Origin of the sequence: Pantoea sp. MBD-2R, from assembly GCF_039134845.1 — a bacterium.
Lineage (GTDB): Bacteria > Pseudomonadota > Gammaproteobacteria > Enterobacterales > Enterobacteriaceae > Erwinia.
On record NZ_CP152417.1, the window covers coordinates 1,345,785 to 1,367,397 of the forward strand.

Consider the following 21,613-nt stretch of genomic DNA (forward strand, 5'->3'; position numbering starts at 1 on the left):
CTCCGGCTGTTTTATCAGGCTGAGTCCCGCTGATAAATGCGGAGCAAGGCCTGCGGCAAGTCGCTTATGCGGCGCGGGACATGCTTGTTCCGTTAAATTTTCACGGCGAAAAAAAAGCACAAAATGCTTAAGGGATCACAATGCAGAACAGCGCGATGAAACCGTGGCTGGACTCCTCCTGGCTGGCCGGCGCGAACCAGACCTACATAGAGCAGCTCTATGAGGACTATCTAACCGATCCTGACTCTGTTGACGTTGCCTGGAAATCGCTGTTCCAGCAGCTTCCTGGCGCTGGAGTCAGGCCTGAACAATTCCATTCGACAACCCGCGAGTATTTCAAGCGGCTGGCAAAAGACGCCACGCGCTATACCTCTTCCGTCAGCGATCCCGATACCAATGCCAAGCAGGTTAAAGTTCTACAGCTGATTAACGCCTTCCGTTTCCGTGGGCATCAGCTGGCGAATCTCGATCCGCTGGGACTGTGGCAGCAGGAATCGGTACCGGATTTGGATCCTGCCTTTCACGATCTGACCGAAGCGGATTTTCAGGAAACCTTTAACGTAGGATCTTTTGCGTTTGGCAAAGACACCATGCGTTTAGGCGATCTGTTTGATTTGCTGAAGCAAACCTATTGCGGGTCGATTGGCGCAGAATACATGCATATCACCAACACCGAAGAAAAACGCTGGATCCAACAGCGTATTGAATCGGTGGCGGGTCAGGCTTCTTTCTCGACGGACGAGAAAAAAGGTTTCCTGAAACAGCTGACCGCAGCGGAAGGGCTGGAACGCTATCTCGGTGCCAAATTCCCGGGCGCGAAACGCTTCTCGCTGGAAGGCGGTGATGCACTGGTGCCGATGCTGAATGAAATGATTCGGCATGCAGGTAAAAGCGGTACGCGTGAAGTGGTGTTGGGCATGGCGCACCGTGGCCGCCTGAACGTGCTGATTAACGTGCTGGGTAAAAAGCCGCAGGACCTGTTTGACGAATTCTCAGGCAAGCATAAAGAGCACCTCGGTACCGGCGACGTGAAATATCACATGGGCTTCTCGTCCGATGTGGAAACCGAAGGCGGCATGGTGCATCTGGCGCTGGCGTTCAACCCATCGCACCTTGAGATTGTCAGTCCGGTAGTGATGGGTTCGGTCCGCGCCCGTCTGGATCGTCTGGACGAGCCGAGCAGCAATAAAGTATTACCTATCACCATTCACGGTGATGCGGCAGTGACCGGTCAGGGCGTGGTTCAGGAAACGCTGAACATGTCTCAGGCGCGCGGCTACGAAGTGGGCGGTACCGTACGTATCGTGATCAATAACCAGATTGGTTTCACCACTTCCAACCCGAAAGATGCCCGTTCCACCCAGTACTGTACCGATATCGGCAAAATGGTACTGGCTCCTATTTTCCACGTTAATGCTGACGATCCTGAAGCGGTGGCGTTTGTTACCCGCCTGGCGTTGGATTTCCGTAACACCTTCAAACGCGACGTCTTTATTGACCTGGTTTGTTATCGCCGTCACGGCCATAACGAAGCGGATGAGCCAAGCGCGACTCAGCCGGTAATGTACCAGAAAATCAAGAAACACCCGACGCCGCGCAAGCTTTATGCCGACAGGCTGGAACGTGAACATATCGCCAGCCTGGAAGATGCCACGGAAATGGTCAACCTGTACCGCGACGCGCTGGACGCGGGCGAATGCGTGGTGCCGGAATGGCGTCCGATGAGCCTGCACTCCTTTACCTGGTCGCCGTATCTTAACCATGACTGGGATGAAAGCTATCCTTCCACGCTGGATCTGAAACGGTTGCAGGAGCTGGCAAAACGTATCAGCACCGTGCCAGAAGCAATTGAGATGCAGTCGCGCGTGGCGAAGATTTACAACGATCGCGCCGCCATGGCGGCAGGCGACAAGCCGTTCGACTGGGGGGCTGCTGAAAACCTGGCTTATGCCACGCTGGTAGATGAAGGCATTCCATGCCGTCTTTCTGGTGAAGACATGGGCCGTGGCACCTTCTTCCACCGTCATGCGGTTATTCATAACCAGGCGAACGGTTCGACCTGGACGCCGTTACAGCACATCCATAACGGCCAGGGCACGTTCAAGGTCTGGGACTCGGTTCTTTCTGAAGAAGCGGTGCTGGCGTTTGAATACGGTTATGCGACGGCAGAACCGCGCACGCTGACCATTTGGGAAGCGCAGTTCGGTGACTTTGCCAACGGCGCTCAGGTGGTCATCGACCAGTTCATCAGCTCCGGCGAGCAGAAATGGGGCCGGATGTGTGGCCTGGTGATGCTGCTGCCGCACGGCTATGAAGGTCAGGGCCCGGAACACTCCTCAGCGCGCCTTGAACGCTATTTGCAGCTGTGCGCAGAACAGAATATGCAGGTTTGCGTGCCTTCCACGCCCGCTCAGGTTTACCACATGCTGCGTCGTCAGGCGCTGCGCGGTATGCGCCGTCCGCTGGTAGTGATGTCGCCTAAATCTCTGCTGCGTCATCCGCTGGCGATCTCTTCACTGGAAGAGCTGGCTAACGGCGGCTTCCAGCCGGCGATTGGTGAAATTGACGATCTGGATCCGCAAGGCGTTAAGCGTGTGGTGATGTGTTCCGGCAAAGTGTATTACGACCTGCTGGAAAAACGCCGCAAAAACGAGCAGACCGATGTGGCTATCGTGCGTATCGAACAGCTCTATCCGTTCCCGCATAAGGCGGTACAGGACAAGCTGCAACAATACTCGCACGTGCATGATTTTGTCTGGTGCCAGGAAGAGCCACTCAATCAGGGTGCCTGGTACTGCAGTCAGCATCATTTCCGCGAAGTGTTGCCATTTGGTGCTTCATTACGTTACGCCGGTCGCCCCGCTTCGGCTTCCCCGGCAGTTGGCTATATGTCCGTTCACCAGCAGCAGCAGCAAGATCTGGTAAATGACGCGCTGAACGTTAATTAATTAAAGGAAAAATAATGAGTAGCGTAGATATCCTCGTTCCCGACCTGCCTGAGTCCGTTGCCGATGCCTCCGTGGCAACCTGGCACAAGAAACCGGGCGATACCGTCCAGCGTGACGAAGTACTGGTAGAAATTGAAACGGACAAAGTTGTGCTGGAAGTGCCTGCTTCTGCCGATGGCGTGCTGGAAGCGATTCTGGAAGACGAAGGCGCAACTGTCACTTCTCGTCAGACGCTGGGCCGCCTGAAAGAAGGCAACAGCGGCGGTAAAGAGAGTTCAGCGAAACCGGAGGCGAAAGAGTCTACTCCGGCTCAGCGCCAGAGCGCTTCGTTAGAAGATGAGAGCAACGATGCGCTCAGCCCGGCTATTCGTCGCCTGATTGCGGAACACAATCTTGATCCGGCTGCCATCAAAGGCACCGGCGTCGGTGGCCGTCTGACGCGTGAAGATGTGGAAAAACATCTGGCCAAAGCGCCAGAAGCCAAACCGGCTGAAGCGAAGGCGCCACAGGCTGCCACAGCGGCGCCAGCACCTTCACTGGCGGGCCGCAGCGAAAAACGCGTACCGATGACTCGTCTGCGTAAGCGTATCGCCGAACGTCTGCTGGAAGCGAAAAACAGCACCGCAATGCTGACAACGTTTAACGAAGTCAACATGCAGCCAATCATGAATCTGCGTAAGCAGTATGGTGAAGCGTTTGAGAAGCGCCACGGCATTCGCCTGGGCTTTATGTCCTTCTACCTGAAAGCCGTGGTTGAAGCGCTGAAGCGTTTCCCGGAAGTGAACGCGTCTATCGACGGCGAAGATGTGGTTTACCACAACTACTTTGATGTCAGTATTGCGGTTTCCACGCCTCGCGGCCTGGTCACGCCGGTACTGAAAGATATCGATGCGCTGGGCATGGCGGATATCGAGAAGAAAATCAAAGAGCTGGCGATCAAAGGCCGCGACGGCAAACTGACCGTAGACGAGCTTACCGGCGGTAACTTCACCATTACCAACGGCGGCGTCTTCGGTTCACTGATGTCCACGCCAATCATCAACCCACCGCAGAGCGCGATCCTTGGCATGCACGCCATTAAAGATCGCCCTATGGCGGTGAATGGTCAGGTTGTGATCCTGCCAATGATGTATCTGGCACTCTCTTATGACCACCGCCTGATCGACGGGAAAGAATCCGTCAGCTTCCTGGTGGCAATCAAAGAGCTGCTGGAAGATCCTTCACGTCTGCTGCTGGACGTTTAATCCCTGTCGGGTGCGGGCGGTTACCGCACCCAACCCTATGTGTGGCCGACACGCCGGCATTTGCCGGATTCGGCCGAGTCTTTTCCGACCTGGATGGATTAACAACATGAACTTACACGAATATCAGGCAAAACAGCTTTTTGCACGGTATGGTTTACCGGCACCTGTCGGCTATGCCTGCACCACTCCACGTGAAGCTGAAGAAGCCGCCTCAAAAATTGGCGCCGGTCCGTGGGTAGTGAAATGTCAGGTACACGCTGGCGGCCGCGGCAAAGCGGGCGGCGTGAAGGTAGTAAAAAGCAAGGAAGAGATTCGTGCTTTTGCTGAACACTGGCTGGGCAAGCGCCTGACCACCTATCAGACTGATGCCAACGGCCAGCCGGTTAACCAGATTCTGGTAGAAGCGGCAACCGATATCGATCAGGAACTTTATCTGGGCGCGGTTGTAGATCGCGGCACCCGTCGTGTGGTGTTCATGGCGTCTACTGAAGGCGGCGTGGAAATTGAAAAAGTGGCAGAAGAAACGCCGCACCTGATCCATAAAATGGCGCTGGATCCGTTAACCGGTCCACAGCCTTATCAGGGCCGTGAGCTGGCGTTCAAACTGGGCCTGACCGGTAAGCAGGTTGGTCAGTTCACCAAAATCTTTATGGGTCTGGCGAACCTGTTCCTGGAGCGCGATCTGGCGCTGGTGGAAATCAACCCGCTGGTTATCACTAAGCAGGGCGATCTGATCTGCCTGGACGGTAAACTGGGTGCCGATGGCAATGCCCTGTTCCGTCAGCCAGAACTGCGTGAAATGCGCGATCCAAGCCAGGAAGACTCCCGTGAGGCTCACGCTGCACAGTGGGAACTGAACTATGTGGCGCTGGAAGGCAACATCGGCTGTATGGTTAACGGCGCGGGCCTGGCAATGGGCACCATGGACATCGTTAAGCTGAGCGGTGGCCAGCCAGCGAACTTCCTCGACGTTGGCGGCGGCGCGACCAAAGAGCGCGTGACCGAAGCCTTTAAAATCATCCTGTCTGACGACGCGGTGAAAGCGGTCTTTGTTAACATCTTCGGCGGCATCGTGCGCTGTGACCTGATTGCTGATGGGATCATCGGCGCGGTGGCAGAAGTGGGTGTTAACGTACCGGTTGTGGTACGTCTGGAAGGAAACAATGCCGAGCTGGGCGCGTCAAAACTGGCGGACAGCGGTTTGAATATTATTGCAGCAACCAGCCTGAGTGACGCGGCACAGCGCGTTGTTGCCGCAGCGGAGGGGAAATAATGTCCATTTTAATCGATAAAAACACCAAGGTAATCTGCCAGGGCTTTACCGGCGGGCAGGGGACTTTCCACTCCGAACAGGCGCTGGCGTATGGTACGCAGCTGGTAGGCGGCGTAACGCCGGGTAAAGGCGGCACCGAACATCTTGGCCTGCCGGTATTCAACACCGTGCGTGAAGCCGTTGAAGCCACGGGCGCAACAGCATCCGTGATTTACGTTCCGGCACCGTTCTGCAAAGACGGTATCCTGGAAGCGATTGAAGCGGGTATCAAGCTGATCATCACCATTACGGAAGGTATCCCTACGCTGGATATGCTGACCGTAAAAGTGAAGCTGGATGAAGCCGGTGTACGGATGATTGGTCCAAACTGCCCGGGCGTGATTACCCCAGGCGAATGCAAAATCGGCATCATGCCGGGCCACATTCATAAACCAGGCCGTATCGGCATCGTTTCCCGTTCCGGCACGCTGACCTATGAAGCCGTGAAGCAGACAACTGACATCGGTTACGGTCAGTCTACCTGCGTCGGTATCGGCGGCGACCCCATCCCTGGCTCAAACTTTATCGATATCCTGAAACTGTTCCAGGACGATCCACAGACCGAAGCGATTGTGATGATCGGTGAAATTGGCGGTAGTGCAGAAGAAGAAGCCGCGGCCTTCATTAAAGAGCACGTCACCAAACCTGTTGTGGGCTATATCGCGGGTGTTACCGCGCCGAAAGGCAAGCGTATGGGTCATGCAGGCGCGATCATCGCGGGCGGTAAAGGCACGGCAGACGAGAAGTTTGCTGCGCTGGAAGCTGCGGGTGTGAAAACGGTGCGCAGCCTTGCCGATATTGGCGATGCAGTGAAAGCCGTACTGCCTGCTTAACGACGAGTAAGCGCTAAAACTGGCCACCTTCGGGTGGCTTTTTTTTTTGCTGTTAATAGGGGTTTCAGCGCACGACTCTCGGGCCATTAATAAACAATGCAGATTAAAAAAATTAACTATTATGCCAGTATGAACAGGCGTTAAATAAACGATATTGTTATGAATAATTAAAGAACAAACTTAATTTAAAAAACAAATGTGCAACAATCAAGAAAATTACGCGCCTTTCATTTCATACGAACTTAATTAAGATCAAAAAAACAGGATTTATATCAATTGCGGGATCTGGATAAAAAAACTGTTTTCATATTAAATTGCCCTGCATCAAAACAGTGAATTTGTTTAATAATAAAAATTAATGTTTTTGTCGTTTTCCGGCTGTCGGAACTGTTTGACAAAAGCATGGCGCGCTCGCGCTAAAAATAGAAATAATTATGAACAACGTATTCCTGGGGAACGTCCTGACGGCGCCTGGCCTGCAATCAGGCTTCAATGCCTTTTTGAACCCTTTACCTTTTAGGCTGCAATGCTGGATTGCACAGCCTGTCTGCGCCAATTTATGAGCAAGGAGTTAAAATGTTAGATATTGTTGAACTGTCGCGCTTACAGTTTGCTTTAACTGCAATGTATCATTTCCTGTTTGTCCCGTTAACGCTGGGGATGGCGTTTCTGCTGGCCATAATGGAAACGGTTTATGTGCTTTCAGGCAAACAAATTTATAAGGATATGACCAAGTTTTGGGGCAAGTTATTTGGCATTAACTTTGCGCTTGGCGTGGCAACCGGGCTGACAATGGAGTTTCAGTTCGGTACCAACTGGTCTTATTATTCCCATTACGTCGGCGATATTTTTGGTGCTCCGCTGGCTATTGAAGGCCTGATGGCCTTTTTTCTTGAATCAACCTTCGTCGGCCTGTTCTTTTTCGGCTGGGAGCGTCTGAGTAAGCGTCAGCATCTGGCCGTCACCTGGCTGGTGGCGCTGGGCTCGAATTTATCCGCGCTGTGGATTTTGGTTGCGAATGGCTGGATGCAAAATCCGGTCGCGTCAGAATTCAATTTCGAAACCATGCGTATGGAGATGGTCAGTTTCGCCGGGCTGGTGCTGAATCCGGTTGCACAGGTCAAATTCGTGCATACCGTCGCGGCAGGCTATACCACCGGCGCAATGTTTGTACTGGGCATCAGCGCTTATTATCTGCTGCGCGGTCGCGATGTCGCTTTTGCAAAGCGTTCTTTTGCAATTGCCGCCAGTTTTGGCATGGCAGCGATCCTCTCGGTTATCGTGCTGGGCGATGAGTCCGGCTATGAAATGGGCGACGTACAAAAAACCAAGCTGGCGGCCATTGAAGCGGAGTGGGAAACGCAACCGGCGCCTGCGGCCTTCACGCTATTCGGCCTCCCGGATCAGGACGCGCAGCAAAACCACTATGCAATCCAAATCCCCTGGGCGCTGGGACTGATCGCGACGCGCTCTGTTGATCAACAAGTTACCGGGTTGCGGGATCTGCTGGATCAGCATGAGATCCGTATTCGTAACGGCATGCAGGCTTATCATTTGCTTGAGCAATTACGGGCAGGCAACAGCGATCCGGCTGTAAAAAATGCTTTTGACGAAGTGAAGAACGATCTCGGTTATGGTCTTTTACTGAAGCGCTATACGGAAAATGTGACGGATGCCAGCGAAGCGCAAATCCGTCAGGCGACTAAAGATTCTATCCCCCGCGTCGCGCCGCTCTATTTCTCTTTCCGCATTATGGTCGCCTGCGGCGTTCTGATGCTGTTGATTATCGGCTGCGCTTTCTGGAGCGTGGTCCGTAACCGTATTGGAAAAAGCAGGCTGCTGTTGAAATGCGCGCTGTTTGGCATTCCGCTGCCGTGGATCGCTGTCGAAACGGGCTGGTTCGTTGCGGAATATGGTCGCCAGCCATGGGCGATTGGTGAAGTGCTGCCAACTGGCGTGGCAAATTCCTCCCTGACTACCGGCGATCTTCTATTTTCAATGATCCTGATTGCCGGCCTGTACACGCTTTTTCTGATTGCGGAAATGTACCTGATGATCAAATTTGCTCGCCTTGGCCCCAGCAGTTTGAAAACGGGCCGCTATCACTATGAACAATCGACGATTGCTGCTCCCCAGAAACGTTAGAACAGGAGAGAAAAAATGATAACTTATGAACTGTTGCGTTTCGTCTGGTGGGCGCTGATCGGCGTACTGCTGATTGGCTTCGCCATCGCGGACGGCTTTGATATGGGCGTGGGTATGCTTGGCCGTCTTCTGGGGCGAACGGATACCGAACGCCGCATTATGATTAACAGCATTGCGCCACACTGGGACGGCAATCAGGTTTGGCTAATCACCGCAGGCGGCGCGTTATTCGCTGCCTGGCCAATGGTCTATGCCGCAGCCTTCTCAGGCTTTTATGTCGCGATGATCCTGGTGCTGGCCTCACTCTTCTTCCGTCCGCTGGGTTTTGACTATCGTTCAAAAATCGAAAATCCACGCTGGCGCGGCATGTGGGACTGGGCAATTTTTATCGGCAGCTTTGTGCCGCCGCTGGTGATCGGCGTGGCCTTTGGCAACCTGCTGCAAGGCGTGCCTTTTCATGCGGATGAATATCTGCGTCTGTTCTATACCGGTAATTTCTTCCAGCTGCTGAATCCGTTTGCGCTGCTGGCAGGCATTGTTAGCGTCACCATGATCCTGACCCAGGGCGCGACATATTTACAAATGCGTACGGTGGGTGAACTGCACCTCCGTTCCCGTATCGCCGCGCAGATCTCAGCTTGCGTGATGCTGGTCTGTTTTGTAGTGGCTGGTCTTTGGGTAATGCGTGGAATTGAAGGCTATGTGGTGACCTCGGTAGTGGATCATAACGCCGCGTCCAACCCCCTGACGAAAACCGTCAGTCGTGAGGCGGGAGCCTGGCTGGTGAACTTCAACGCGATGCCTGTGCTGTGGAGCATTCCGCTGCTGGGGGTTGTGTTACCGCTACTGACTCTCCTCTGTTCACGATTAAAAAAAGGGGGCTGGGCGTTTGTGTTTTCCTCACTGACGCTGGCCTGCGTGATCCTCACTGCGGGCGTAGCGATGTTTCCGTTTATTATGCCTTCCAGCACGGTGCCTGATGTTAGCCTGACAATGTGGGATGCGACCTCCAGCCTGTTGACGCTAAAAATCATGACCGTAGCCGCCATTATTTTCGTGCCGATCATCCTGGCTTATACAACCTGGTGTTACTACAAAATGGCGGGTCGACTGACCAAAGCGCAGATTGAAGACAACACCCATTCTCTCTATTAATTGAGGAGCTGAACTATGTGGTATTTCGCCTGGATCCTTGGCACGCTACTGGCCTGTGCATTTGGCATCATTACCGCGCTGGCGATTGAACATATTGAAGACAGTGCCGCGCAGGAAAAACCGTAGCCATCAAGGCATCGGTCAGTTTTGAAACAGAGCCCGTCATGGGCTCTTTTTTTATCTCCGTGCCACTGCGGGTAGTAAAAGTCGCCTCTTTTTCAATCCCGACAGGGCAGGGGGACAAACTGCCCGATTTTTAACCGTGACCTCCCGCCATTCAATGCTGCTTTGCTCGCCGCTTGCGTCAGGATTTGTTTAAGATTTCTCCCGAAAACAGCTAAGTTGTTTCCAAAGGATAATTATTTTATTTACCCTCTGGCAATCCATTCCAAAGGCGTATGCTCTTGCGTATAGTAGCAACGTTTAAAAGCCATACCGGGATGTAGAGTGAGTACAACGCTGTTTCGATGGCCGGTCCGTGTCTACTACGAAGACACCGATGCCGGGGGGGTGGTTTACCACGCCAGCTATGTCGCTTTTTATGAACGGGCACGAACTGAGATGCTGCGTCAGCACCATTTCAGCCAGCAGGTGCTGCTTGAGCAGCAGGTTGGCTTTGTCGTGCGTCGTATCACGGTTGATTACCTTGCCCCTGCGCGTCTTGATGATTTAATTGAGGTGCAGAGTGAGGTGTCAAAAATGACCAGAACGACTATGACATTCACACAACGTATTGTTAATGCAGAAGGACGGACGCTGAATGAAGCGGAGGTTCTGATCGCCTGCATCAATCCACATCTGATGAAGCCCATTGCGCTTCCCAAGTCTATTGTCGCGGAGTTTATGCAGTGACTGACATGAACATTCTTGATTTGTTCCTGAAGGCTAGCCTTCTGGTCAAACTTATCATGTTGATTTTGATTGGATTTTCTATCGCCTCCTGGGCAATCATTATTCAGCGCACGCGCATTTTAAATGCGGCCGGGCGCGAGGCGGATGCCTTTGAAGACAAGTTCTGGTCAGGTATTGAACTGTCGCGTCTCTATCAGGAGAGCCAGTCTCGCCGTGACGAGTTAGGCGGTTCTGAACAGATTTTCTATGCAGGCTTCAAGGAATTTGCCCGTCTGCATCGCGCTAATAACCATGCGCCAGAAGCGGTGGTCGAAGGGGCAACGCGTGCGATGCGTATTTCTTTGAACCGCGAGCTGGAAACGCTGGAAAACCATATTCCTTTCCTTGGCACCGTGGGCTCTATTAGTCCTTATATCGGCCTGTTCGGTACGGTATGGGGCATTATGCATGCCTTTATTGCACTGGGCGCGGTTAAACAGGCGACTTTGCAGATGGTTGCGCCGGGTATTGCTGAAGCGCTGATTGCCACCGCTATCGGTCTGTTCGCGGCAATCCCTGCGGTAATGGCGTACAACCGTCTTAACCAACGCGTGAACAAGCTGGAACAGAATTACGATAACTTTATGGAAGAGTTCACGGCTATTCTGCACCGTCAGGCGTTCTCCAGCGAGAACAGCAAGTAAGAGCGGAGAGTATTATGGCCAGAACGCGTGGTCGCGGCGGTCGCCGCGACATGAAGTCCGAGATCAACATTGTTCCTCTGCTTGATGTTCTGCTGGTTCTGCTGCTGATCTTCATGGCAACGGCGCCAATCATTACGCAAAGCGTGGAGGTCGATCTGCCGGACGCAACGGATTCTAAAACTGTCTCCAGTGATGATAATCCACCCGTCATTGTCGAAGTGGCGGGCGTGGGGCAGTACAGCCTGGTAGTCGATCACGATCGGATGGAGCAGCTGCCGCCTGAGCAGGTTATGGCCGAGGCGCAGCGCCGTATCGAAGCCAATCCGAAGACGGTTTTCCTGATCGGCGGCGCGAAGGACGTGCCTTATGATGAGATCATTAAGGCGCTGAACTTGCTGCATCAGGCAGGCGTTAAGTCTGTTGGACTGATGACGCAGCCGATTTAATTTATTCGAACCGTTTTTGGGAATCGAGAGTGTCGAAGGCAACCGAGCAAAACGATAAGTTAAAACGCGCCATTATCATTTCAGTGATATTGCATATCTTCTTGATTGCACTCCTGATCTGGAGCTCGTTTAACGAACACATCGACGCCAGCAGTGGCGGCGGTGGCGGTAGCGATATAGATGCTGTGATGGTCGATTCTGGTGCGATAGTTGAGCAGTATAATCGCCAGCAGAATCAGCAAAGCGACAGTAAGCGTGCGGAACAGCAGCGCCAGAAAGCCGCTCAGCAGCAGGCGGAAGAGTTGCAGCAGAAGCAGGCCGCCGATCAACAGCGTCTGAAAGCGCTGGAAAAAGAACGCCTTCAGGCTCAGCAGGAAGCAAAAGAAGCGGCCCAACAGGCTGCCGAACAGAAAAAAGCGCAGGAGGCCGCGAAGCAGGCTCAGGCCGAGCAGAAGCAGGCCGAAGCCGCTGCGGCGCAAGCTAAAGCAGAGGCAAAAGCGCAGGCGGATGCGCAGGCTAAAGCCGCAGAAGCCAAAGCGCAGGCGGCTGCCCAGGCGAAATCCGCTGCCGCCGCGAAAGCGCAGGCTGATGCAAAAGCACAGGCTGATGCGCAGGCGAAAGCCGCCGCTGATGCACAGAAAAAAGCAGACGCTGAAGCGAAAAAAGCCGCCGCCGATGCCAAAAAACAGGCGGAAGCCGAAGCGAAACAGGCCGCTGCCGAAGCCGCTAAAGTGAAAGCCGCGCAGGAGGCGAAAGCCCAGGCCGCTGCGGATGCCAAAGCGCAGGCGCAGGAAGCGAAAGAGAAAGCGGCGCAGGCGGCGAAAGAAAAAGCCGAAGCCGCGAAAGAAAAAGCCGCTGAGGCAGCAAAAGAGAAGGCTGCTGAAGCTGCGAAGGAAAAAGCCGAAGCCGCTGAAAAAGCCAAAGCAGACGCTGCGGCGAAGGCCAAAGCCGATGCAGCTGCGAAAGCCAAAGCGGATGCTGCCGCAAAAGCCAAAGCTGCGGCAGATGCGAAGAAAAAAGCGGCAGCTGAAGCTGCGAAAGATAGCAGTGACGTTGACGATTTACTGGGCGGGCTGACTTCCGGCAAAAATGCGCCGAAAGAAGGCAAGTCCGGCGGCGCGGCGGGTCAGGGCAACCAGAAGAAGGCCGGGGCTTCAGGCGCGGCAATTGACAGCTATATTGGACAGGTGAAAGGGGCGATTGAGAGTAAGTTCTATGACTCCGATACCTTCAAAGGCAGAACCTGTGATGTGCGTATCAAACTGGCACCGGATGGCTTACTGATTTCTGCCACGCCGGCAGGGGGCGATTCTGCTTTATGTCAGGCTGCGATTAACGCCGCCCGCATGGCAAGAATTCCTAAGCCGCCAAGTGCTGAGGTTTATCAGGCGACTAAAGATGCGGTGCTCGAATTCAAACCATAAGAATTCGGTAACTTGCGGCATGTTGAACTAAGGTCAACATGCCGTACTCTATAGATGCACTATTGGTTCGTTGAAACACTGCTAGTTATCGTGGACGTTGCGTTCAGATAAGGGAGAAAAGATGAAGCAGGCATTACGTTTTGCACTAAGTTTCATGATGCTGTTTGTCGCCGTGGCGCATGCAGAAGTTCGCATTGAAATTACTCAGGGTGTTAACACCGCGCGTCCTATCGGCGTCGTGCCTTTTAAATGGGCAGGCCCGGGTGCAGCGCCGGAAGACATTGGCGGTATCGTTGCGGCAGATTTGCGCAACAGCGGTAAATTCAATCCTCTGGATCGTGCGCGTTTACCTCAGCAGCCCACCACAGCGGCAGAAGTTCAGCCAGCTGCATGGACTGCGCTGGGTATTGATGCGGTTGTTGTTGGTCAGGTTCAGCCTGGCGCAGACGGCAGCTACACCGTCTCTTACCAGCTGGTAGATACCTCCGGCAATCCGGGTGCTGTGCTGGCTCAGAATCAGTTCAAAGTGACTAAGCAGTGGTTGCGCTTTGCCGCGCACACCGCCAGTGATGAATCTTTTGAAAAGCTGACCGGTATCAAAGGCGCATTCCGTACGCGTATCGCCTATGTGGTGCAGACTAACGGTGGCCAGTTCCCATACGAGCTGCGCGTGTCTGACTACGACGGTTATAACCAGTTTGTCGTCCATCGCTCGCCTCAGCCGCTGATGTCTCCGGCCTGGTCCAAAGACGGTAGCAAACTCGCTTACGTTACCTTTGAGAGCGGTAAATCTGCGCTGGTCGTGCAGACGCTGGCGAATGGAGCCATTAAGCAGGTCGCTTCCTTCCCACGCCATAACGGTGCGCCTTCGTTCTCTCCAGATGGCAGTAAACTGGCATTTGCATTGTCGAAAAGCGGCAGCCTGAACCTGTACGTGATGGACCTGGCTTCTGGTCAGATCAACCAGATCACTGACGGTCGCTACAACAGTACTGAACCGACCTGGTTCCCGGATAGCCAGAGTCTGGCCTACACTTCCGACCAGGCAGGACGTCCGCAAATTTATAAAATCAGCGCTAATGGCGGCGCGGCACAACGTCTGACCTGGGAAGGTGGACAGAATCAGGATGCCGATGTCAGCTCTGATGGGAAATCACTGGTGATGATTAGCACCAACGGCGGTGCGCAACACGTCGCCAGACAAGATCTGGAAACGGGAGCCGTTCAACAATTAACGGACACGTTCCTGGATGAAACGCCAAGCATGGCACCAAACGGCACCATGGTAATCTACAGCTCTACGCAGGGCATGGGTTCCGTACTGCAGTTGGTTTCAACTGACGGGCGTTTCAAAGCGCGTCTTCCGGCAACTGATGGACAGGTCAAATTTCCTGCCTGGTCGCCGTATCTGTGATGCATTTAAAAATGTGCAAACAATAATAGGATTGTAGAAATGCAACTGAATAAAGTGCTGAAAGGCTTAATGCTGGCACTGCCAGTTATCGCAGTGGCTGCATGTAGCTCACACAAAAACAACAACAACGACCAGACCAACGGTATGGGCGATGATGCAAACGGTAGCATGAACAGCGGCATGAACGGCAACGGCGGCAACATGTCGTCTGACGAGCAGGCGCGCCTGCAGATGCAGGAACTGCAGAGAAACAACATCGTTTACTTTGGCCTGGACAAATTTGATATCCAGTCTGAATTCGCACAGATGCTGGATTCTCACGCGACTTTCCTGCGTAACAACCCGTCATACAAAGTGACCGTAGAAGGTCACGCGGATGAGCGCGGTACGCCAGAGTACAACATCGCCCTGGGCGAACGTCGTGCAACTGCCGTTAAAATGTACCTGCAGGGTAAAGGCGTTTCTGCTGACCAGATCTCTATCGTTTCTTACGGTAAAGAGAAGCCAGCTGTACTGGGCCACGACGAAGCGGCTTATGCCAAAAACCGTCGTGCCGTACTGGTATACTAAGAGAATCACATGATTAGTAACTTCAGACTTCACTTGCTGAGTCTGTCGTTACTGGTTGGCGTAGCGGCCCCCTGGGCCGCTAATGCCGAGGCGTCAATCAGTAACGTAGGTTCAGGCTCGGTCGATGACCGCGTCACCACGCTTGAGCGTATCTCCAATGCTCAGGGACAGCTTCTTCAACAGCTTCAGCAACAGCTCTCCGACACCCAGCGCGATATCGACTCACTCCGTGGTCAGATCCAGGAAAATCAATATCAGCTGAACCAGGTCACCGAGCGGCAAAAAAATATCTACCAGCAGCTAGACACGCTAAGCAGCAGCGGTGCCAGCGCGTCCCAGGCCGCTTCTGGCGATGCCAGTGCACCTGCGGCAGGCGGATCTTCAGCACCTGCTGATAACGCCGCGGCGGCGCCAACGCAAAGCGGGGATGCGAATACCGATTACAATGCCGCCGTTGCATTAGTATTGGAAAAAAAGCAGTTTGACCAGGCAATCGCTGCCTTTCAGGCTTTTGTGAAGAAGTACCCGGATTCAACGTATCAGCCAAACGCGAATTACTGGCTGGGACAGCTGAATTACAACAAAGGCAAAAAAGATGATGCGGCTTACTATTTTGCCACCGTGGTCAAAAAATACCCTAAATCACCGAAAAGTGCCGATGCGCTGTATAAGGTTGGGGTGATCATGCAGGAGAAAGGCGACAACGCGAAAGCGAAAGCGGTTTTCCAGCAGGTGGTCAAACAGTATCCAAACACGGATACAGCCAAACAAGCGCAAAAACGCGCTGCTGCGCTTTAAATGTCGAACTTTAGCCTGATATCGCATGAATTGTGGTCCAGTCGGGTGAAAGTCAGACAGTTGAACGGGTTATCTGAAAATAGTGGTTGCGCTGAATCGGTAAATCAGTAATATATGCCGCCGTTGCCGGGACATATGTTAAAACGTTTTGACAGCGCAAAAGTGGGTCGTTAGCTCAGTTGGTAGAGCAGTTGACTTTTAATCAATTGGTCGCAGGTTCGAATCCTGCACGACCCACCACTTTAAAGTTTCAGGCAGTACCGCTCGATGCGGGTCGTTAGCTCAGTTGGTAGAGCAGTTGACTTTTAATCAATTGGTCGCAGGTTCGAATCCTGCACGACCCACCATTATTCAGCAAGTTTCAGGCGCTGAACGATAGCATCAAAACGGCGAGCACCGCACAGCGGGTCGTTAGCTCAGTTGGTAGAGCAGTTGACTTTTAATCAATTGGTCGCAGGTTCGAATCCTGCACGACCCACCACTTTAAAAGTGAAAGCAGTAGTCAGGCGTGAAGGATTTGAACCTCTCTCAGGTTTCTGTTCAACACGGCAGTATCAGAAGTACCGAAGTGGGTGATTAGCTCAGTTGGTAGAGCATCTCCTTTACACGGAGGGGGTCGGCGGTTCGAGCCCGTCATCACCCACCACTTCGGGTCGTTAGCTCAGTTGGTAGAGCAGTTGACTTTTAATCAATTGGTCGCAGGTTCGAATCCTGCACGACCCACCAATGTAGAAAGGCGCCCTAAAGGCGCCTTTTTGCTATGCGTCATTCGTCAGGGTTCGAACCTGCAGCAGGTCGGGTCGACCAGAGGGAGACAACATTGCCGCAGGCAATGGCCCGAAGGGCGAGGCTTTAGCCGAGTCATCCTGCACGACCCACCAATGTAGAAAGGCGCCCTAAAGGCGCCTTTTTGCTATGCGTCATTCGTCAGGGTTCGAACCTGCAGCAGGTCGGGTCGACCAGAGGGAGACAACATTGCCGCAGGCAATGGCCCGAAGGGCGAGGCTTTAGCCGAGTCATCCTGCACGACCCACCAATGTAGAAAGGCGCCCTAAAGGCGCCTTTTTGCTTTTCTGCGTTTGTAGCATCGTCTAAAAAACCAAAAACCAAATTACGAGTCTGGCGCCAGTAAGGGGCAGAATACCGGCTCGCCGTGAATCCCTCCCGGGAGGCTTAACTGGCGCGTCCCTGCGCCAGATACCCGGCTTATCTGCCCCCTACTGCCGCCCGCAAACAATTGTGTCGTCTGTACGCAAATCAATTCCCATTATAACTTATCCGTTAGCCGCTATTTAAAAGCAGAGCCCTGCACCAGTCCAACAGCGATTTTGACAGCAGCACCGCTGTTTAAAGCAGGAAGGGCGGGCCGGATAAGCGGACCGTGACGCGCAGGGACGCGCGTCTCGAGCCTACAGGGAGGTATTTACGGCGAGTCCGAGTTCCGGCCCGCCCTTCCTCGCAGACGCCTGAGCCAAAGCGACTTACCCAGCCCACAGCGTTCACCCAGCCCACAGCGCTCACCCAGCCCACAGCGTTCACCCAGCCCACAGCGCTCACCCAGCCCACAGCGTTCACCCAGCCCACAGCACTCACCCAGCCCACAGCGCTCACCCAGCCCACAGCGTTCACCCAGCCCACAGCACTCACCCAGCCCACAGCACTCACCCAGCCCACAGCGCTCACCTAATCCACAGCAATCACCAACCACAACCCGCTATCCAACTTTTCCCGGCGTCAAATTTTTCCAGATATGCATCACCGCATAGCTCCGCCATGGACGCCAGGCCTGCGACAGCTGTTCCGCTTCCTTCGCCGTCACGCCGCCAAGATTTTTCCTCACAACGACATCGCTTGCAGGAAAGGCATCAGGCCAGCGCAGAGCACGCATAGCAATATACTGCGCAGTCCAGTCGCCAATGCCCGGCAGCGACGTCAGCAACATAATCGCCCGATCGGGCTGCATCACAACATCGGACAGCAGCGCTTTACTCACGCAGGCTTCGGCGAGCGCCAACAGGGCCCGGGCACGTGCGCCAACGATGCCCAGGCTGGCGATTTCATCCGCCGAAACGGTGATCAAACGTTCAGGTATGGGCGAAAGATGAGTGAGTTCTGGAAAAGGCGTTTCGATTGGCGTGCCAAAAGCATCCGCAAACCGCCCGCCCAGCGTGGTGGCCGCTTGAACAGTAATCTGTTGCCCGAGGATCGCCCGAACCGCCATTTCAAAATTATCGAACGCGCCAGGCACCCTGAGGCCTGGATCTTTTGACAGGCTTTCACCTAACCGCGGATCTTGCTGCAAATGAGCAACGATCAACGCCGGATGCGCATCCAAATCAAATAAATTTCTTAAGCGGCCGAGCAGCACAGGTAAAACCGGCGTCAGTGAATGGGTAAACTCAACTTTCAGCGCATTCGTTACCTGTACCACACGAATCCATCCCGTATGCTCTCCCAGACGCACCGTACGGGCGTAACTGATGTTATCGACACTCTCTACGCCTTTAATCGCTCGCTTGCTTAAAAAGCTTAACAGGCTTGCCCAGTCAAAAGGAGGCCGGTAGGTTAGCAGCAGCGAAGAGGTATCACCGGCAACCGCAACCGTATCTGCTGTGAGAGAGTTACGCAGGCGGCTGGGCGGCATGCGATAACGCGTGTTAAAAACGTCGTTAAAGCGCCTTAAGCTGGCGAAACCGCTGGCAAAAGCAATATCGGTAATCGGCAGTGTGGTTTCGGTAAGCAATTGTTTAGCCAGCAGCAATCGACGCGTTTGCTTCAACTCCACCGGTGAAACGCCCAGCTCCTTGTGTACGATGCGTCGGAGCTGGCGCAGGCTGAGCGAAAACTGCGAGGCGATTTTTTCGAGACTGCTGGTATTTTCCAATACGCCTTCTTCAATTCGCTGAACAAGCAACGTGGCGATACGATGGCTGCTATCCACCGGCGCATTGCCTGGCGCCAGCTCGGGACGGCAGCGTAAACAGGGACGGAAAGCGGCTTTCTCTGCCGCTTCGGCGCTGGCAAAAAACAGACAATTTTTAGCCAGCGGCGCTTTTACCGGACAAATAGGGCGGCAATAAATACCGGTTGAGGTCACGCCAACGAAAAAGACGCCGTCGAAGCGACTGTCGCGGGAAGTAAGCGCCTGATAAGCTATTTTTTCATCAATCATGGCATAATCCTGTAAGGCTGACGTTCACAGCCTGGTCGGTTTTATGCGACGAAACTCGCTGTTTTCGGTCAGCTAACTTTATTTATTTGCATGACCGAAAACGGCGGGTATATCGCCAACCAACGCGGATAATAAGTTCTGTCAGATAACTGACCACAATCCCGGGAGCAGGACAATGGACTATTTTTTTAAATTGTTGCCATCGCCAGTTGGCGAACTGACGCTTATCGCCAGCGACAACGGACTGGCCGCTATTCTGTGGGAAAATGAAAACCCGAAGCGCGTCAGAGCAATGATGCCTCAGGAAAATCCTTCTCATCCCATTTTGCTGGAGACGGAGCGCCAGCTGACGGAATATTTTGCCGGTCAACGCCGCTGTTTTACCGTCAAGCTCGATTTTGTCGGCACCGAGTTTCAGAAAAAAGTCTGGGCCGCGCTGGTAGCTATCCCGTTTGGCGAGACACGCAGCTACGCTGAAATTGCTCGTCAGATTGGGCATCCCGCCGCTGTTCGGGCGGTCGGTGCTGCAAACGGTAAAAACCCGATCTCTATTATCGCGCCCTGTCATCGTGTCATTGGATCCAATGGCAAACTCACCGGTTTTGCCGGTGGCCTGACCGCTAAAGCCCTGCTGCTAAAAATCGAAGCCACCGCAAACAGTGCTGAAGAATTCACCCTCAGTGAATGAAAATGCTGCTGAAGAAGGTGGTAAAAATTTCAGCGACAGAGGCATAAAATTCAGCTATCGTGTTTAGCATATAAAACAAATTAAGCCAGTAATGGCTTTTGTAACCTGACTGAAGCTGGTTTGGTTAAGTTAAACAAACGAGAGTGGTGCCATGAGCCTGATGTTCGATCCCGAAACCGCCGTTTATCCTTTCCCGCCTAAACCTGCCCGTCTGTCGGCGGACGAAAAACAGTTTTACCGTACCAGGATCAAAACGCTGCTGAAAGAACGAAATGCGGTGATGGTGGCGCATTATTACACCGATCCGGAAATTCAGGCGCTGGCGGAAGAGACCGGTGGCTGCGTGGCCGACTCGCTGGAGATGGCTCGCTTTGGCAGCCAGCATGCCGCCAGCACGCTGCTGGTCGCTGGCGTGCGATTTATGGGTGAAACCGCCAAAATACTCAGCCCGGAAAAAACCATTCTGATGCCGACGTTGCAGGCTGAATGTTCGCTGGATTTAGGCTGTCCGATTGACGAATTCAGCCGCTTCTGCGATGCGCATCCCGATCGTACCGTGGTGGTCTATGCCAATACGTCGGCGGCGGTTAAAGCACGCGCTGATTGGGTAGTGACCTCCAGTATAGCGGTTGAGCTGATTGAACATCTGGACTCGCTGGGCGAAAAAATTATCTGGGCACCCGACCGCCATCTTGGGCAGTACGTCACCCGTCAGACGGGCGCAGATATTCTTTGCTGGCAGGGTGCCTGTATCGTGCACGATGAGTTTAAAACTCAGGCGCTGGCGCGGATGAAAGCGCTCTATCCTGATGCGGCAGTGCTGGTGCACCCGGAATCCCCGCAGGCGATTGTAGAACTGGCCGATGCCGTCGGTTCAACCAGCCAGTTAATCGCTGCGGCAAAACAGTTGCCGCAGCGGCAAATGATTGTGGCAACCGATCGCGGTATCTTTTATAAAATGCAGCAGGCCTGTCCGGATAAGGAGCTGTTGGAGGCACCCACAGCGGGTGAGGGCGCAACCTGCCGCACCTGCGCGCACTGTCCGTGGATGGCGATGAACGGCCTGAAAGCAATAGCAGAAGGACTGGAGCAGGGCGGAAGTGCTCATGAAATACAGGTAGATGCCAAACTCCGTGAAGGCGCATTGCTACCCTTAAACCGTATGCTAACCTTTGCGGCAACGTTAAAATAAATCAGGATAACGACGCTTATATGGACTTTTTCAGCACGCACAATATTTTGGTACACATCCCTCTTGGCACGGGGGGTTACGACCTGTCGTGGATTGAAGCCATCGGCACGCTCGCCGGTCTGCTCTGCATCTGGCTTGCCAGCCTGGAAAAACTGGTTAACTACGCCTTTGGCCTGATTAACGTCACGCTGTTTGCGGTGATATTTTTCCAAATCCAACTCTACGCCAGTCTGCTGCTTCAACTGTTTTTCTTTGTGGCAAACATCTACGGGTGGTACGCCTGGAGCAGACAGAATGCGAATAATCAGCACGTATTACAGATCCGCTGGCTGAGCATGAAAAAGGCGCTGGGATGGGCGGGCGTTTGCGTGGTCGCGATTGGCCTGATGACGATCTGGATCAATCCGGTCTTTGCCTGGCTGACCCAGGTTGCCGTTACCGTCATGCAGTCGTCAGGACTGGCGGTAACCATGCCGCAGCTTCAGCCGGATGCTTTCCCGTTCTGGGATTCCTGCCTGATGGTGCTGTCGATTGTGGCAATGATTCTGATGACGCGCAAATACGTTGAAAACTGGCTGCTGTGGGTAGTGATCAATGTGATAAGCGTGATGATTTTTGCGCGGCAGGGAGTTTATGCGATGGCGTTGGAGTATGCGATCCTGACGTTGATTGCACTGAATGGTTCCTGGCTGTGGATCAAAAGCGCCCGTGAACAGGGTTCCCGGGCGCTTTCTTAA

At 53.6% G+C, this 21,613-nt stretch carries 19 protein-coding genes, 5 tRNA genes and 2 other RNA genes; 24 read left to right on the top strand and 2 right to left on the bottom strand.

The genetic code is table 11. The annotated features are described in order from the left end of the window. The first annotated feature begins 140 nt into the window (after positions 1–140). The 21 genes from sucA (at position 141) to AAGQ96_RS06320 (ending at position 16,860) form a co-directional block, all read left to right on the top strand. Positions 141–2,948, top strand: coding sequence for a 2-oxoglutarate dehydrogenase E1 component (gene sucA, locus AAGQ96_RS06220; protein WP_147196308.1), 2,808 nt, complete (start codon positions 141–143; stop codon positions 2,946–2,948). 14 nt (positions 2,949–2,962) lie between these two features. Beyond that, on the top strand, positions 2,963–4,192 hold the full coding sequence (gene odhB / locus AAGQ96_RS06225) for a 2-oxoglutarate dehydrogenase complex dihydrolipoyllysine-residue succinyltransferase (RefSeq protein WP_147196310.1): 1,230 nt from the start codon (positions 2,963–2,965) through the stop codon (positions 4,190–4,192). Positions 4,193–4,298: 106 nt separating this feature from the next. Further along, positions 4,299–5,465 (top strand): ADP-forming succinate--CoA ligase subunit beta, encoded by a 1,167-nt coding sequence (sucC, locus tag AAGQ96_RS06230; protein ID WP_147196312.1) that lies wholly within the window; start codon positions 4,299–4,301, stop codon positions 5,463–5,465. After that, the gene (sucD, locus tag AAGQ96_RS06235; RefSeq protein WP_147196314.1) at positions 5,465–6,337 is read left to right on the top strand and encodes a succinate--CoA ligase subunit alpha; all 873 of its coding nucleotides are present in this window, start codon (positions 5,465–5,467) and stop codon (positions 6,335–6,337) included. The genes sucC and sucD overlap by 1 nt, the downstream gene beginning before the upstream one ends. Before the next feature lie 576 nt (positions 6,338–6,913). After that, positions 6,914–8,482 (top strand): cytochrome ubiquinol oxidase subunit I, encoded by a 1,569-nt coding sequence (gene cydA / locus AAGQ96_RS06240; RefSeq protein WP_342755079.1) that lies wholly within the window; start codon positions 6,914–6,916, stop codon positions 8,480–8,482. 15 nt (positions 8,483–8,497) lie between these two features. Next, positions 8,498–9,637 (top strand): cytochrome d ubiquinol oxidase subunit II, encoded by a 1,140-nt coding sequence (gene cydB, locus AAGQ96_RS06245; protein ID WP_342755080.1) that lies wholly within the window; start codon positions 8,498–8,500, stop codon positions 9,635–9,637. 15 nt (positions 9,638–9,652) lie between these two features. Continuing rightward, the gene (gene cydX / locus AAGQ96_RS06250; protein ID WP_147196320.1) at positions 9,653–9,763 is read left to right on the top strand and encodes a cytochrome bd-I oxidase subunit CydX; all 111 of its coding nucleotides are present in this window, start codon (positions 9,653–9,655) and stop codon (positions 9,761–9,763) included. Between the two features lie 321 nt (positions 9,764–10,084). Next, positions 10,085–10,489, top strand: a complete 405-nt coding sequence (gene ybgC, locus AAGQ96_RS06255) for a tol-pal system-associated acyl-CoA thioesterase (RefSeq protein ID WP_147196322.1) — start codon at positions 10,085–10,087, stop codon at positions 10,487–10,489. 5 nt (positions 10,490–10,494) lie between these two features. After that, a complete protein-coding gene (gene tolQ / locus AAGQ96_RS06260; protein WP_174822379.1) occupies positions 10,495–11,172 on the top strand; it encodes a Tol-Pal system protein TolQ in 678 nt (225 codons plus the stop codon). 14 nt (positions 11,173–11,186) lie between these two features. Beyond that, positions 11,187–11,618: a colicin uptake protein TolR gene (gene tolR, locus AAGQ96_RS06265; protein ID WP_147196326.1), complete on the top strand. Its 432-nt coding sequence runs from the start codon at positions 11,187–11,189 to the stop codon at positions 11,616–11,618. A 29-nt stretch (positions 11,619–11,647) separates the two neighbouring features. Next, positions 11,648–13,042: a cell envelope integrity protein TolA gene (gene tolA / locus AAGQ96_RS06270; RefSeq protein ID WP_342755081.1), complete on the top strand. Its 1,395-nt coding sequence runs from the start codon at positions 11,648–11,650 to the stop codon at positions 13,040–13,042. Between the two features lie 121 nt (positions 13,043–13,163). Beyond that, positions 13,164–14,456, top strand: coding sequence for a Tol-Pal system beta propeller repeat protein TolB (tolB, locus tag AAGQ96_RS06275; RefSeq protein WP_147196331.1), 1,293 nt, complete (start codon positions 13,164–13,166; stop codon positions 14,454–14,456). 39 nt (positions 14,457–14,495) lie between these two features. Next, the gene (gene pal / locus AAGQ96_RS06280; RefSeq protein WP_147196333.1) at positions 14,496–15,026 is read left to right on the top strand and encodes a peptidoglycan-associated lipoprotein Pal; all 531 of its coding nucleotides are present in this window, start codon (positions 14,496–14,498) and stop codon (positions 15,024–15,026) included. Positions 15,027–15,035: 9 nt separating this feature from the next. Then, on the top strand, positions 15,036–15,824 hold the full coding sequence (gene cpoB / locus AAGQ96_RS06285; protein ID WP_342755082.1) for a cell division protein CpoB: 789 nt from the start codon (positions 15,036–15,038) through the stop codon (positions 15,822–15,824). A 164-nt stretch (positions 15,825–15,988) separates the two neighbouring features. Next, a tRNA-Lys gene (locus tag AAGQ96_RS06290) sits at positions 15,989–16,064 on the top strand. Positions 16,065–16,095: 31 nt separating this feature from the next. Next, positions 16,096–16,171: transfer RNA gene (locus AAGQ96_RS06295), tRNA-Lys, on the top strand. Positions 16,172–16,229: 58 nt separating this feature from the next. Next, a tRNA-Lys gene (locus tag AAGQ96_RS06300) sits at positions 16,230–16,305 on the top strand. An 89-nt stretch (positions 16,306–16,394) separates the two neighbouring features. After that, a tRNA-Val gene (locus tag AAGQ96_RS06305) sits at positions 16,395–16,470 on the top strand. Between the two features lie 4 nt (positions 16,471–16,474). After that, positions 16,475–16,550: transfer RNA gene (locus tag AAGQ96_RS06310), tRNA-Lys, on the top strand. Positions 16,551–16,581: 31 nt separating this feature from the next. After that, positions 16,582–16,705, top strand: a non-coding RNA gene (locus AAGQ96_RS06315) — RtT sRNA. A 31-nt stretch (positions 16,706–16,736) separates the two neighbouring features. Then, a non-coding RNA gene (locus AAGQ96_RS06320) (RtT sRNA) lies at positions 16,737–16,860 on the top strand. A 387-nt stretch (positions 16,861–17,247) separates the two neighbouring features. Here the strand turns inward: AAGQ96_RS06320 and AAGQ96_RS06325 are convergent. Both AAGQ96_RS06325 and AAGQ96_RS06330 read right to left on the bottom strand, forming a co-directional pair. Further along, positions 17,248–17,532, bottom strand: coding sequence for a hypothetical protein (locus AAGQ96_RS06325; RefSeq protein WP_342755083.1), 285 nt, complete (start codon positions 17,530–17,532; stop codon positions 17,248–17,250). A 6-nt stretch (positions 17,533–17,538) separates the two neighbouring features. After that, the gene (locus AAGQ96_RS06330; RefSeq protein WP_342755084.1) at positions 17,539–18,996 is read right to left on the bottom strand and encodes an AlkA N-terminal domain-containing protein; all 1,458 of its coding nucleotides are present in this window, start codon (positions 18,994–18,996) and stop codon (positions 17,539–17,541) included. Between the two features lie 175 nt (positions 18,997–19,171). Between AAGQ96_RS06330 and AAGQ96_RS06335 the strand changes: the two genes are divergently transcribed. From AAGQ96_RS06335 to pnuC, 3 genes are all read left to right on the top strand, one after another. Continuing rightward, on the top strand, positions 19,172–19,684 hold the full coding sequence (locus AAGQ96_RS06335; protein WP_342755085.1) for a methylated-DNA--[protein]-cysteine S-methyltransferase: 513 nt from the start codon (positions 19,172–19,174) through the stop codon (positions 19,682–19,684). Between the two features lie 151 nt (positions 19,685–19,835). Then, positions 19,836–20,876, top strand: coding sequence for a quinolinate synthase NadA (nadA, locus tag AAGQ96_RS06340; protein ID WP_147196343.1), 1,041 nt, complete (start codon positions 19,836–19,838; stop codon positions 20,874–20,876). A gap of 20 nt (positions 20,877–20,896) precedes the next feature. Beyond that, positions 20,897–21,613: a nicotinamide riboside transporter PnuC gene (pnuC, locus tag AAGQ96_RS06345; RefSeq protein ID WP_342755086.1), complete on the top strand. Its 717-nt coding sequence runs from the start codon at positions 20,897–20,899 to the stop codon at positions 21,611–21,613.

What these genes read in the sequence shown, in the direction of transcription:
- cydB (WP_342755080.1), top strand. Translation starts at nt 8,498, where the DNA reads ATGATAACTTATGAACTGTTGCGTTTCGTCTGGTGGGCGCTGATCGGC.
- nadA (WP_147196343.1), top strand. Translation starts at nt 19,836, where the DNA reads ATGAGCCTGATGTTCGATCCCGAAACCGCCGTTTATCCTTTCCCGCCT.
- tolQ (WP_174822379.1), top strand. Translation starts at nt 10,495, where the DNA reads ATGAACATTCTTGATTTGTTCCTGAAGGCTAGCCTTCTGGTCAAACTT.
- cydX (WP_147196320.1), top strand. Translation starts at nt 9,653, where the DNA reads ATGTGGTATTTCGCCTGGATCCTTGGCACGCTACTGGCCTGTGCATTT.
- odhB (WP_147196310.1), top strand. Translation starts at nt 2,963, where the DNA reads ATGAGTAGCGTAGATATCCTCGTTCCCGACCTGCCTGAGTCCGTTGCC.
- cydA (WP_342755079.1), top strand. Translation starts at nt 6,914, where the DNA reads ATGTTAGATATTGTTGAACTGTCGCGCTTACAGTTTGCTTTAACTGCA.
- pal (WP_147196333.1), top strand. Translation starts at nt 14,496, where the DNA reads ATGCAACTGAATAAAGTGCTGAAAGGCTTAATGCTGGCACTGCCAGTT.
- AAGQ96_RS06335 (WP_342755085.1), top strand. Translation starts at nt 19,172, where the DNA reads ATGGACTATTTTTTTAAATTGTTGCCATCGCCAGTTGGCGAACTGACG.
- sucA (WP_147196308.1), top strand. Translation starts at nt 141, where the DNA reads ATGCAGAACAGCGCGATGAAACCGTGGCTGGACTCCTCCTGGCTGGCC.
- sucC (WP_147196312.1), top strand. Translation starts at nt 4,299, where the DNA reads ATGAACTTACACGAATATCAGGCAAAACAGCTTTTTGCACGGTATGGT.
- AAGQ96_RS06330 (WP_342755084.1), bottom strand. Translation starts at nt 18,996, where the DNA reads ATGATTGATGAAAAAATAGCTTATCAGGCGCTTACTTCCCGCGACAGT.
- tolB (WP_147196331.1), top strand. Translation starts at nt 13,164, where the DNA reads ATGAAGCAGGCATTACGTTTTGCACTAAGTTTCATGATGCTGTTTGTC.
- sucD (WP_147196314.1), top strand. Translation starts at nt 5,465, where the DNA reads ATGTCCATTTTAATCGATAAAAACACCAAGGTAATCTGCCAGGGCTTT.
- tolR (WP_147196326.1), top strand. Translation starts at nt 11,187, where the DNA reads ATGGCCAGAACGCGTGGTCGCGGCGGTCGCCGCGACATGAAGTCCGAG.
- pnuC (WP_342755086.1), top strand. Translation starts at nt 20,897, where the DNA reads ATGGACTTTTTCAGCACGCACAATATTTTGGTACACATCCCTCTTGGC.
- cpoB (WP_342755082.1), top strand. Translation starts at nt 15,036, where the DNA reads ATGATTAGTAACTTCAGACTTCACTTGCTGAGTCTGTCGTTACTGGTT.